An 11929-nucleotide genomic window follows, 5' to 3' on the forward strand; every position below is an offset into this window, starting at 1 on the left:
GCCATGAAAAAGATCACCTTTATTATGCTTGTCGTGATCATGGTGGCTGCTGCCGTCATCTGCGGCTGTACAACGCCGGGAGGTGGGGAGGCGACACCGACCCCGACACCGACGGAGACGACCGCAGCACCGGGAGGGACTCAGACCCTGCTGATCGCGACGACAACCAGTCTCCAGGACACCGGCCTTCTGGATAATCTCAGACCGATCTTCGAGGAGCAGTACAACGCTGATGTGAAGATCACCGCAAAGGGGACCGGCCAGTCTCTCGAACTCGGGAGAGCGGGCGACGTGGATGTGATGATGGTCCATGACCGGGTCCGTGAGGATGAATTCGTAGACGAGGGCTATGGAGCCAACCGGCGGGTCTTTGCCTACAACTACTTCACGATCGTCGGCCCTGAGTCAGATCCGGCCGGGATCGCAAACATGACCCCTGAAGAAGCATTCACCACGTTCCGGGAGAAGGGCCTTGCCGAACCGGGAAGCATCGTCTTCGTCTCGCGGGGCGACGACTCAGGGACACACGGGAAAGAGAAGGCCATCTGGGAGGCTGCGGGCTTCAATTACACCACCGACATCCAGGGCTCGGGCGAGTGGTATGTGGAGGCAGGGACCGGGATGGGCTCCACCCTGGTGATGACCGGTGAGAAGCAGGCCTACACCCTCAGCGATATCGGAACCTATCTGGCCTACAAGACCGAGACCGGCCTGGTCCCGCTGGTCGATCAGGGAGATATTCTCCTGAACATCTACAGCGTGATGGAGATCAGTCCCGAAAAGTATCCTGACGTCAATAGCACCCTTGCGAAAGAGTGGATCAACTTCCTCATCTCGCCTGAGATCCAGGAGGAGATCGGGAACTTCGGTGTCGAGGAGTATGGTCAGCCACTCTTCAACCCGTCGCAGGGTGCCTGGGAGGTACTCGGGGTGGAGCGTGCGGAGACCGAAGAGCCGGTCACCTGAGGTGGCGAGTTCAGGGTTGTGCGGCTGTTTCAGCCTCTCATCCCCATTTATTTCTTCCCCGCGGCCGGTCCGTCCCGGTCGTGACCTCTTTCAAAAGACCGCGAGCGTGCGATATGACAGGGCTTTTTGAGGGACTCGATCCGATCGGGCAGGGACTCTTCCAGGCGATCGAGTTGATCCTCACTCTCGACCCGGCGGTGATGGAGATCACCGCCCGCAGCCTGATCATCACCTTCTCGGCCGTCCTTATCGGTTCGCTCATCTCGCTCCCCATAGGCGCTGCCATCGCTTTCAAGGAGTTCCCCGGAAGAAAGTCGGCGATCAACCTGATCCAGACGATGTATGCGGTTCCGACCGTCGTCGTCGGGCTGGTGGTCTTTCTCTTCATCCGCAGGACCGGGCCTTTCGGGTCTCTCGGCCTCCTCTTCACCCCGGGCGGGATGATCATCGGGCAGACGATCCTGGTCCTTCCCATCATCGTCGGCCTCACGATCTCGGCGCTGATCGCGGTGGACACCACCATCAGGGACACCATCATCTCCCTCGGGGCGACGAAGGTCCAGTTCTTCTTCTCGGTGCTCAAAGAAGCGAGGTTTGCGATCGTCGCCGCCGTGGCCATGGCCTTCGGGCGGGCGATCTCCGAGGTCGGGGCGGCGATCATCATCGGCGGGAACATCCAGGCCAGTTCGTTCTGGAGTTCGACCAGGATCCTGACGACCGCCATAACCCTCGAGACCGGGCGGGGGGACATCGCCCTCTCCATCGCGCTGGGGATCATCCTCCTCTCCATCGCGCTGGTCGTGAACATCCTGATGAACTTCGTACAGCAACGGTGAACCCCATGATCGAGCTCCGGCATATTGCAAAATCGTTCGACGGCACCACCGTCCTGCGCGACGTGAATGCCGTCATCCGGGACGGGGAGATCTTTGCGGTGATCGGACCCTCCGGCTCAGGCAAGTCCACCCTCCTGCGGATGATCAACCTCCTCGACAGCCCCACGAACGGCCGGATCCTCCTTGACGGCACCGACATCCATGGCGAACATTCGCAGCCCCTGGAAGTCAGGAGGAGAATGGCGATGGTCTTTCAGCGGCCGGCGGTTTTCAATATGAGTGTCTATGAGAACATCGCTTATGGTCTCAGGCTCAGGCATCTCCCTGAGGAGGAGATCAGGGAGAAGGTGGGGTGGGCGCTGGAGGTGATCGGGCTCTCCGGGTACGGGACGCGGCAGGCCCGCACTCTCTCGGGCGGCGAGATGCAGCGGGTCGCCCTGGCCCGCGCGCTGGTCACCGCCCCGGCGGTTCTATTGATGGACGAACCGACCGCGAACCTCGATCCGGTCTCGACGGCGGTGATCGAGGAACTGGTGGTAAGGATCAATCGCGAGCAGGGCCAGACGGTGGTCATCTCAACGCACGACATGCACCAGGGCCAGCGGCTTGCCCACCGGATCGGGGTCTTGATGGACGGGGTCTTCTCCCAGGTGGGGACACCGCGGGAGGTCTTTGCGACGCCGAAGAACAAGCATGTCGCCAGGTTTGTCGGGATCGAGAATGTCCTCTCAGGCGAGATCATCGCCACCTCCGAAGGGGTGGTCACCATCGATACGGGCGGGGGGGTGCGGGTCCAGGCCGTCGCCCCGCTCCAGGTGGGTGCCCGCGTCTGCGCCTGCATCAAACCCGAAGACATCACGCTGTACCTCGTGGACGGCAGTCAGGTCAGCGCCCGCAATGTCCTGAACGGCATGGTCATGGAGATGAAGGCCTATGGGCCGCTCAACCATCTCACCATCGACTGCGGGATCCCCCTCACCGCTCTGATCACCTGGAAGTCGGCGGAAGACCTGAACATCAGGGTCGGTACGAAGGTGCGTCTCTCGTTCAAGGCGAGTGCGGTTCATGTTGTTGAGGATTCAGGATGAATTGGCTTTGTTGAACCAGGTATGAGCCGAGACCACGCCTCATGTTTGATTCTACACAGTCCATCACTCTTTCTTCTTCCATGCCCGGAGTGCATAGGCAAGGAGGAGGCCCACGACAAACCCGACGGTGATGTTCACCAGAAGAGCGAGGACGGCGATGACCCCGGTGACGAGGTACGAGTCGGTCTTGAGACTGTGTTTGCCGAGTTCGACCGCGGCGAAGATGAGCAACCCGCCGAAGACGCCGAGCGGGATGAGGGCAAGGCTCTCAGGCGAGGCGAAAAAAAGGGCGAAGCCGAGGAAGATCGCCCCTGCGATCACGTTCGCCCCGCCGGTCCTGGCCCCGAAACGGTGCTGGGCGGCAAGTCCGCCGGCACCGTGGCACATCGGAAAACCGCCGAAGGGCACCGAGACCAGGTTCATGACCCCGATCGTGCGGGAGAGGCGGTCGGGGGGGACGTCGGTCTTGAAGAGGTCGAGGGTGAGGAGCGAGGTCGCCAGGATGGCGTTGGTGAGGGTGAGCGGGAACTGCGGCGGGACGAGGTAGAGTCCCGCGTAGACGAGGTCGGCGACGTCGGGGAGGACGAGGGTGGGCAGGGGTATCATCGAGATCTGGGGGATGCCGGCGGTGATGATCCCGGCGCCGATCCCGATGGCCAGGACGACGAGCGCCGAGACGTCGTTGACCTTCCAGCGCAAAGCGGCGAGGAAGAAGAGCACGACTACCGCAATCGATATTCCGGCAAAGAGCGGGTCCGACTCGAGGAAACCGAGGGACGTCCTGATCAGCACGAGTGCGAGCCCGGCCTGCACCCCCCTGATGACTGAGACCGGGATCCGATCCCTGAGCCAGGTCATGCTCCCGCAGCACCCGAGGGCGAGAAAGATGACGCCGATGATCATTCCGGCGCCAGCGATCTCCCCGGTGGTCAATCCTTCGGCGATGGCGATCGCTCCGACCGCCTTGAGGGGTTCGATCGGAATGGGGAGGCGGTAGTAGACCCCTGAAATGACATACCAGAGGGCGAAGAAGAGAAAGATCTGCGCGAGGTTCACCTCGCAGACGAGGGCGACGCCAAGGACGATCGGGAGGATGGTCCCGAAGTCGCCGACCGATCCGGCGAACTCTGCGATGGTGAATCTGAGCGGTCGAGGCCCGTTCTGTTCTTCTGCCTTCATAGGTTCTGTCATCTGCGTACGTTCCTTCCGTGACGATCGTTTCCGCCCTGATGCGGGAGAAAGGTTCCGATTGCGGAGTAAAATCAGGGGTGTTTATTTACAATGTTAATTAACGCTCTCTATATGAAGTCATTCTCGATCATTCTTGTCTTGATGCTTGTGGTCGGCGCTGCCTGCGCCGTCTGCGGATGCACCACCGAGCAGACAACGACAACACCGCAGGTGTCGGAAAAACCGACGCTGATGGTCTATTGCGGCGCCGGTATCAGGGAGCCGATGGAAGAGATCGCCGGAATATATGAGAACAAGACCGGCACCCTGATCAAGTTCACCTTCGGCAACTCCGCCGCTCTCCTGAGTCAGATGGAACTGGTGAAGCAGGGCGACCTCTACATGCCCGGCGCCACCGCCTATATCGAGAAAGCGGCTGAGAAGGGGTATGTGAACAGCACCGAGCAGGTCGTCTACCACATCCCGGTGATCGCCGTCGCCAGGGGCAACCCCAAGAATGTGACCTGCATCGAGGATCTGGCGCGCGACGACCTGACCGTCGTCGTCGGCGACCCCACCGGCCCGGCGATCGGCAAGAGCACCAAGAAGATGCTGAACAAGAGCGGTCTCTGGGATGCGGTATCTGAGAACGCCGCCGCCACGCGTGCGACCGTCAACGAACTGGTCGTCGATATCTGCATGGGCACCGCGGACGCTTCGGTCATCTGGTACGACCTCTATGTGCCCGACAAGATGGATCTCATCGAGATCCCGAAGAATCAGAACGACATCAAGGTGATCCCGATAGGGACGCTTGAATTCTCGGAGAACCCGATCGAGGCACAGAAGTTTGCCGACTTCGTCGCTTCGGACGAAGGGAAGGCGATCTTCGTGAAGCACGGCTATATCGTCTACCCTGATCCGAAGTACGAGGCCTGATCCCTCAGGGCTCCTTCCCCTTTTCCATCATCACTGACGAGGTAATTCCCATGCATTCAGAATCAATCGACCCGACAAGACAACCGGTCACCTACCGGCCCATCGGCGTCATCAGGACGCCCTTTACCGAACAGGAGAACACCCCTATCCAGGGGATATTCAACTCGGCATGCGGCACTGTAGAGTTGTTCCCCGAGTACGAGGCCGGGCTGCTGGATATCGAAACCTTCTCGCACCTGATCCTGATTTACCACTTCCACCAGGCGAACGGTGCCATGCTCCGCCAGAAACCATTCCTCGACCTCCAGAAAGAACGCGGCATCTTTGCCATCCGCCACTTCAACCGCCCTAACCCGATCGGGATCTCGATCGTGGAGTTGAAGGGCGTGCGCGGCAACGTGCTCGACGTCTGCGGCGTGGACACCCTGGACGGCACCCCGCTCCTTGACGTCAAGCCCTATGTCCACCAGTTCGACCACCGCGAGGAGGTCAGGAGCGGATGGGTGGACGACCAGCATGTGGACGATGTCAGGGATTGGAACAGCACCCCCGAGGCACTCAGGCATCGCGACCGGGTGAATCTGTGAATGCCCCCAATCCCCTGAAGGCGGTGACGATCGGCGTTGCCGCCCTCCTCACCACCTTCATCATCGTCCTGCTGCTCCTGGTCGTCACCCATCCATCCCCCGCCGCACTCCTCTCCTCCATCGCCTCGCGCGAGATCCAGTTTGCCGTCTATCTATCGATCGTCACCTCGGTCGCATCGACCGCGATCTGCGTTCTGATCGCCGTGCCCTCGGCCTACGCCCTGGCGAGATATGACTTCTTCGGCAAAAATGTGGTGAATACCATCGTCGACATGCCACTCGCCCTCCCGCCGCTCGTCGCGGGTGTGGGACTTCTCCTCTTCTTCGGAACCACCCCGATCGGGAAGGCGCTCGCCGAGGCGGGACTGGTCTTCATCTTCACGCCCCTCGGGATCGTGGTGGCGCAGGTCTTCGTGAACTTCCCGTTCATGCTCAGGATCATGCGCTCGACCTTCGAGTCGATCAGTCCGCGCTACGAGTACGTGGCAAAGACCCTCGGGTGCACCGACGTCCAGGCCCTCTGGCGGGTCACCCTGCCGATGGCGACGAGCGGTCTCATCGCCGGCGGGGTGATCACCTGGGCGAAGGGGATCGGTGAGTTTGGGGCCGCGCTCATGCTCGCCGGTGCGACGCGGATGAAGACCGAGACGTTGCCGATATCCCTCTTCCTCAACATGTCCTGCGGCGAACTGGACCTGGCCATCTCGGCGGCGACGATCCTGATCGTCATCTCGATCGCCTCGCTCTACGTCTTTGAACGCTATGGCGGGAGCGTCAGGTTATAGGAGGCGGATGAATGTTACAAATTGAACACGTATCCAAGGACATGGGGGAGTTTGTCCTCAAAGACGCCACCCTCCAGGTGAACGACGGCGAATACCTGGTGATCATCGGGCCGACCGGTGCCGGTAAGACGATCCTCCTTGAGACGCTGGCAGGGATCTATCCCCCGGATAGCGGCAGGATGATCCTCGACGGCCGGGACATCACCGATGCGCCCCCGCGGGAGCGGCGGATCAGCATGGTCTACCAGGACTACATGCTCTTCCCCCACCTCACGGTCGCGGAGAACATCGGTTTCGGGTTGAAGAACCAGAAGGTGGAGCGATCGGAGATCGAAGAAAAAGTGCGAGAAGCCGCTCAGTTTCTCGGCATCGATCATCTCCTCCACCGTTATCCAGAGACACTTTCCGGCGGCGAACAGCAACGGGCGGCCATCGCCCGGGCGATCGTGATGGAGCCCGCGCTCCTCCTCCTCGACGAACCGCTGAGCGCACTGGACGGGCGGACACGGGAAAAACTCAGGAGAGAACTGCGTCACCTCCACGACCTCTACGGGATCACGGTGATCCATGTCACCCATAACTTCGAGGAGGTCTTCTCGCTCGCGGACCGCGTGGCCGTGATCCGGGGCGGCGAGATCGTGCAGGTCGGCGAACCGCACGAGGTCTTCAGAAAACCGAACTGCGAGTTTGTGGCGAATTTTGTGGGTGTGGAGAACCTCTTCAAGGGCACCTGTGTCAGGAAGGATGGGATCTCCGAGGTCACTGTCGATGGCGTCCGGATGATCTCGACGGCCTCTGTTGACGTCGATGAGGTCTGTGTCTCGATACGGCCAGAAGAGATCCTGATCTCGCCGCGGCCGATCGATTCCAGTGCACGAAACCGGTATTCCGGGACGGTTCAAGAGATCGCCGATAATGGGGCGACCGTCAGGATCACGGTCGACTGCGGGATCCCCCTGGCGGTGCTGATTACCCGGCAGGGATATCTTGAAATGGGTCTGGTTGAGGGAGGCACTGTTTCTGTGGCCTTTAAAGCCTCGTCTGTCCAGATCTTCTGATAGGTCTCAGGCGGGTGCGTGTCACCTGCCAAAGATCCTTCCCTTGATCGCATCGAGGAGGTCAGGCCCGAGGATCTGCTCGACTTCTTCTGGATAGTCCTCCATGATCCTGGAAAAGAGAATTGCCGTCCCCTTTGTATTGGTCGAGACCCCGACCCGCTCGGTGCGGGTGACCAATCCCTCCTCTTCCATGGCGGCGAGGACCGGGATGACATAGTAATGGGGGACCGAAAGATAGGCGGCGAGGCGTCTGGTCTTGGGGAACCTGATGCTGATCTCGTCCTTGGTGCAGAGAAATGTGATGGCACCGTCCTCAAAGATGAGAATCCGTGCAACTGCTGTGAGAATCTCACCTGAGGTCAGTGCAGACATAACACAGGTAAAGAGATTATTCGTCTTTCTTATTATGATGGTGCTCGCCCTCTGGCATCGGTTCGAGCCAGACGATCTCGGCACCGAGGTCTGCGGCGATGACCTCAACCTCGTTCTTTCTGAAGTGCTTGGACTCCAACCAGAGTCTCCTGGAGTTGTTGTCTCCGGTTACGGCGACGATACGGAACTTCGGCTGCTTGACACCGCTGCCGACCTTCTGGCGTTCACGAACATAGATCTTCATGGAAATCACCTGATATCCAGTTGATATACCAACTGGTATACGCTCTGTTATATCTCCCTACGTATAAATATTCTCTTCATAGGTGATACCATCACAGCAAAACGGTTTGAATTGAATTCAGGGCTCCGCGGTGAGACGATGGTCAGAAAAGGGCTGATGCGGCAGATCGAAGAGATCCCGCAGATCCGGATCATGCCCGAACTGAATGTGATCAAGATTGGTGGTCATGGGACCATCGATTTCGGACGCGAGGTCGTCTTCCCGATCGTGGATGAGATCGGGGCCCTCAAGGAGGCCGGGGAGAAGGTGCTCCTGGTGACCGGCGGTGGCGTCCGGGTCAGACACATCATGGACATCGGGATCAACCTGGGGATGCCGACCGGTGTGCTCGCCGAACTCGCCAGCAAGATCAGCGAGCAGAACGCCCTGATGATGTCCCTCCTTCTCTCGCCATATGGCGGGACACAGGTGGCGTCGGGCGACCTCCTCGAACTTCCGACCCTCGCATCGCTCGGCCTTCTCCCGGTGACCCATGGGACTCCTCCGTACGGTCTCTATGAACAACCCTCTGAGATCGGGTCCATCCCACCGAACCGGACCGATACCGGTGCGGTGCTCATCGCCGAGGTGATGGGGGCGAAGAACTGTATCCTTGCGAAAAATGTCGACGGCCTCTTCACCGAAGATCCGCGCCTCAACCCTGAGGCCGACCTCATCTCTGAGATAACGGCGGAAGAACTTCTTGCGATGGACATGGAGGACATGGTCCTCGAGAAGAAGGCAGTCGAACTCCTCCTTCACACCAAGCATGTGAGAGAGATCAGAGTGGTCAACGGGCATGTGCCCGGCAACATCACGAAAGCGGTAAAAGGAGAGGAGATCGGGACCCTGATCCGGGCCTGACCTCCTTATCTCATTCTTTTATCTGGCGGCGGTTTTCATCTCGCCGCGTTTTTCCTCGGGCATCGCTTCGAGCCAGATGATCTCGGCCCCCACATCCGCGGCGATCTGCTCGATCTCGGTCTTCCTGAAATGGGTCGCCTCGACCTTGAGGTGTCCGGCATCACCCTTCCCCCCGGTAACGGCAACGACGCGGTACTTCGGTTGCTTGACGCCGCTGCCGACCTTCTGCCTCTCTCTCGCATAAACCTTCAACATCTTCTCTTCCCCTCTGGCCACTCGGGGCCATGGTGGCGCCACTATAAATCTCATGATATATAGTATTCGTCAGGTGACGGTATGAAATCTGGTCGATATGAACTGGAGTCCGGGTTGCAGGGCGAGACGCTGGTACGGAAAGGACTAATGCGGCGGACCGGGGATATCCCGCAGATCAGGATCATGCCCGACCTGAACGTGATCAAGTTCGGCGGGCACGGGACGATCGATTATGGCAGGGAAGTGGTCTTCCCGATCGTGGATGAGATCGGGGCCCTCAAAGAGGCCGGGGAGAAGGTGCTCGTGGTGACTGGCGGCGGCGGACGGGTGCGGCATATCATGGACATCGGCATCGACCTCGGGATGCCGACCGGCGTGCTTGCCGAACTCGCTGGCAAGATCAGCGAGCAGAACGCGATCATGATGACTGTTCTTCTTTCTTCATATGGGGGGGTGCGGGTCCACACCGCCGATCTCCTCGAACTCCCGACGATCATCGCCCTCGGCCTTCTCCCGGTGACCCACGGCACCCCACCGTACGGGCTGTACGAGCAACCCCCCTCGGTGGGATCGATCCCGCCGAACCGGACTGACACCGGTGCGGTGCTCATCGCCGAGGTGATGGGGGCGAAGAACTGTATCCTTGCGAAGAATGTTGACGGGCAGTTCACCGAGGATCCGAGGGTCAACCCCGGCGCCGAATTGATCGCCGAGATCTCGGCAGAGGATCTTCTTGCCATGGACCTGGAAGACCTGGTGCTGGAGCGCCGGGCGGTTGAACTCCTTCTCAATACCAAACATGTGAAAGAGATCAAGGTGGTCAACGGGCATGTGCCCGGCAATATCACGAAGGCGGTGAAGGGGGAGCGGATCGGGACGGTGATCAGGGGATGAACCCTGGCCCCTTCTCTTTAAGAATGATCTTCGGAACACATGCCTGCCGCCCCGCCTCGGTCACATAGGGAACGGCGACATCGATCCCATAGGCCTCTCCGAGATTTTGTGGGGTGAGCACCTCTTCCGGCGGTCCGACCGCGATAAAGTTCCCGCCTTTCATGATCGCGACGGTCTGTCGGACCACAAAACTGTGGTCAGGGAAGTGAGAGGTCATGATCACTCCTATCCCATTCCTCGCGAGGCGATCGATAAGTTGCAAGACCCTGATCTGGTTGCCGAAGTCGAGGTGGGAGGTTGGCTCGTCGAGGATCAGGATCTCAGGTTGCTGGGCGACGGCCCGGGCGATGAGGGCAAGTTGGAGTTCGCCACCGCTGATATCAGAGACCGGCCGTTCGGCGAGGTGTGCGATCCCGACGGTCTCCAGCGCGGCCTGAACAGTCGTGCTGTCACTCTTCCCCGGTCCTGCAAAAGCCGGGAGATGAGGAGTTCTGCCCATGAGTACCAGTTCGCCCACCGTGAAAGGGAAAACGATCTGGTGGCTCTGTGGGACATAAGCAATTTTTTTGGCGATCTCAGTTCTGGAAAGGTCAGCGATCTCCTCTCCTGCGAGTTGGATGCATCCCTGTCCGAGAGGAAGGAGGTTAAGGAGACACTTGATCAGCGTCGATTTGCCGGTGCCGTTCGGACCGAGGATACAGAGACACTCGCCTGTGTCCAGGGAGAAGGAGATGCCTTCAAAGATCGATCTTCTCCCGTCATAGGAGAACCCCGCATCGCTGACCTGGAGGATCATGACCACCCCACCTTCTTGGTCTTGAGGAGCCAGGCGAAGACCGGCGCCCCGATAATCGCAGTGAGTATGCCGAGCGGGATCTCGGCCGCGGTCAGAGTTCTGGCGAGGTCGTCGATGATGAGAAGGTACGATGCGCCTATCGCAGCTGAAAGGGGCAGTAATTTCCGATAATCCGGGCCGACGATCATCCTGGCGATATGGGGGACGACCAACCCAACCCATCCGATGACCCCTGAAAAACAGACCGCAGTCGCTGTGATAAGGGTGGCACAGAGGATGATCGCCCGGGCCATTCTGGCCGTGTCCACACCGAGGGTGCGCGCCTCGTCCTCGCCCATGGCAAGGACATTGATCCGCCATCGAATGAGCAGGAGAACCGTGGTGCCGAGAACGATCGGGACGAGGAGAAACATGAGGTCGCCGGCTTTCACACTGGAAAGACTGCCCATCAGCCAGAAGACAATTGCCGGGAGTTTCTCATAAGGGTCGGCCATATACTTCAGGAGCGAAATGAGGGCCGAGAAGAAGGAACCGACAACGATCCCGGCGAGGACCAGAACCAGCGTAGGGGTGGTCTTGTAGATCTTGGCAAGGGTATATGTTAGTCCGACGGCCAGGACACCAAAAGAAAAGGCGAAAGTCTGAATGACCCAGGTCTCGCCTGAGAGAATGATCCCGAGGGCGGCACCGAACCCGGCTCCAGATGCGACACCAAGTATATGGGGGGAAACGAGTGGGTTCCTGAAGAGCCCCTGAAATGAGGCGCCGGAGACCGCAAGTCCGGTCCCGATAAGCAGGGCGGCGATGACCCTGGGGAACCGTACTTTGAGGATGACGGTATCCACGACGTCCGGCCAGGTGTGGGGGATCGAGAGAGGGAAATTGGGGATGCTCTCAAGGGCCGCTGCAGCGAGAACCTGCGGGACCGTGAGGGGATCGACGCTGAACCTCCCGAGGAAGAGAGAGACGAAGAAAAGAATGATAGGAAGGCCGCAGAGTGTTCCTGCGACGATGGAGTCTCTACTCTTCACGCTCG

At 59.7% G+C, this 11929-nt stretch carries 15 protein-coding genes; 9 read left to right on the forward strand and 6 right to left on the reverse strand.

The features are described 5' to 3' along the window. Positions 1 to 3 precede the first annotated feature (3 nt). The 3 genes from RJ40_RS09310 (at position 4) to RJ40_RS09320 (ending at position 2890) form a co-directional block, all read left to right on the forward strand. Entirely contained in the window at positions 4 to 966 is a 963-nt protein-coding gene (locus RJ40_RS09310) for a substrate-binding domain-containing protein (protein WP_265580583.1), read from the forward strand. Between the two features lie 113 nt (positions 967 to 1079). Then, positions 1080 to 1802: an ABC transporter permease gene (locus RJ40_RS09315; protein ID WP_265580584.1), complete on the forward strand. Its 723-nt coding sequence runs from the start codon at positions 1080 to 1082 to the stop codon at positions 1800 to 1802. A gap of 5 nt (positions 1803 to 1807) precedes the next feature. Then, a complete protein-coding gene (locus tag RJ40_RS09320; RefSeq protein ID WP_265580585.1) occupies positions 1808 to 2890 on the forward strand; it encodes an ABC transporter ATP-binding protein in 1083 nt (360 codons plus the stop codon). Positions 2891 to 2953: 63 nt separating this feature from the next. Here the strand turns inward: RJ40_RS09320 and RJ40_RS09325 are convergent, their stop codons facing one another. Then, positions 2954 to 4081 (reverse strand): putative sulfate/molybdate transporter, encoded by a 1128-nt coding sequence (locus RJ40_RS09325; protein ID WP_265580586.1) that lies wholly within the window; start codon positions 4079 to 4081, stop codon positions 2954 to 2956. Between the two features lie 111 nt (positions 4082 to 4192). Here RJ40_RS09325 and modA point away from each other — a divergent pair, with 111 nt between their 5' ends. From modA to wtpC, 4 genes are read left to right on the forward strand one after another with little or no spacing between them, the layout of a single operon-like run. Further along, on the forward strand, positions 4193 to 4999 hold the full coding sequence (gene modA / locus RJ40_RS09330; protein WP_265580587.1) for a molybdate ABC transporter substrate-binding protein: 807 nt from the start codon (positions 4193 to 4195) through the stop codon (positions 4997 to 4999). Positions 5000 to 5049: 50 nt separating this feature from the next. Then, positions 5050 to 5586: a tRNA (N6-threonylcarbamoyladenosine(37)-N6)-methyltransferase TrmO gene (gene tsaA / locus RJ40_RS09335; RefSeq protein ID WP_265580588.1), complete on the forward strand. Its 537-nt coding sequence runs from the start codon at positions 5050 to 5052 to the stop codon at positions 5584 to 5586. Beyond that, positions 5535 to 6371: an ABC transporter permease gene (locus RJ40_RS09340; protein WP_265580589.1), complete on the forward strand. Its 837-nt coding sequence runs from the start codon at positions 5535 to 5537 to the stop codon at positions 6369 to 6371. The genes tsaA and RJ40_RS09340 overlap by 52 nt, the downstream gene beginning before the upstream one ends. Before the next feature lie 11 nt (positions 6372 to 6382). After that, positions 6383 to 7429 carry a tungstate ABC transporter ATP-binding protein WtpC gene (gene wtpC, locus RJ40_RS09345; RefSeq protein WP_265580590.1) on the forward strand — a complete coding sequence of 349 codons (1047 nt, stop codon included), beginning with the start codon at positions 6383 to 6385 and terminating at the stop codon, positions 7427 to 7429. Between the two features lie 21 nt (positions 7430 to 7450). Here the strand turns inward: wtpC and RJ40_RS09350 are convergent, their stop codons facing one another. Together RJ40_RS09350 and RJ40_RS09355 are read right to left on the reverse strand one after the other, a co-directional pair. Next, on the reverse strand, positions 7451 to 7801 hold the full coding sequence (locus RJ40_RS09350; protein WP_265580591.1) for a hypothetical protein: 351 nt from the start codon (positions 7799 to 7801) through the stop codon (positions 7451 to 7453). Positions 7802 to 7817: 16 nt separating this feature from the next. Next, positions 7818 to 8045, reverse strand: coding sequence for a hypothetical protein (locus tag RJ40_RS09355; protein ID WP_265580592.1), 228 nt, complete (start codon positions 8043 to 8045; stop codon positions 7818 to 7820). A 138-nt stretch (positions 8046 to 8183) separates the two neighbouring features. Between RJ40_RS09355 and RJ40_RS09360 the strand changes: the two genes are divergently transcribed. Beyond that, positions 8184 to 8948 carry an amino acid kinase family protein gene (locus RJ40_RS09360; RefSeq protein ID WP_265580593.1) on the forward strand — a complete coding sequence of 255 codons (765 nt, stop codon included), beginning with the start codon at positions 8184 to 8186 and terminating at the stop codon, positions 8946 to 8948. Between the two features lie 18 nt (positions 8949 to 8966). Here RJ40_RS09360 and RJ40_RS09365 read toward each other — a convergent pair whose 3' ends face one another. Further along, positions 8967 to 9200, reverse strand: coding sequence for a hypothetical protein (locus RJ40_RS09365; RefSeq protein WP_265582558.1), 234 nt, complete (start codon positions 9198 to 9200; stop codon positions 8967 to 8969). A gap of 84 nt (positions 9201 to 9284) precedes the next feature. Here RJ40_RS09365 and RJ40_RS09370 point away from each other — a divergent pair, with 84 nt between their 5' ends. Beyond that, on the forward strand, positions 9285 to 10097 hold the full coding sequence (locus tag RJ40_RS09370; RefSeq protein ID WP_265580594.1) for an amino acid kinase family protein: 813 nt from the start codon (positions 9285 to 9287) through the stop codon (positions 10095 to 10097). Here the strand turns inward: RJ40_RS09370 and RJ40_RS09375 are convergent. Further along, positions 10087 to 10893: an ABC transporter ATP-binding protein gene (locus RJ40_RS09375; protein WP_265580595.1), complete on the reverse strand. Its 807-nt coding sequence runs from the start codon at positions 10891 to 10893 to the stop codon at positions 10087 to 10089. The genes RJ40_RS09370 and RJ40_RS09375 overlap by 11 nt on opposite strands. Beyond that, on the reverse strand, positions 10890 to 11924 hold the full coding sequence (locus RJ40_RS09380) for a FecCD family ABC transporter permease (RefSeq protein ID WP_265580596.1): 1035 nt from the start codon (positions 11922 to 11924) through the stop codon (positions 10890 to 10892). The genes RJ40_RS09375 and RJ40_RS09380 overlap by 4 nt, the downstream gene beginning before the upstream one ends. Positions 11925 to 11929: the final 5 nt, after the last annotated feature.

Source organism: Methanofollis aquaemaris (assembly GCF_017357525.1).
Taxonomy (GTDB): domain Archaea; phylum Halobacteriota; class Methanomicrobia; order Methanomicrobiales; family Methanofollaceae; genus Methanofollis; species Methanofollis aquaemaris.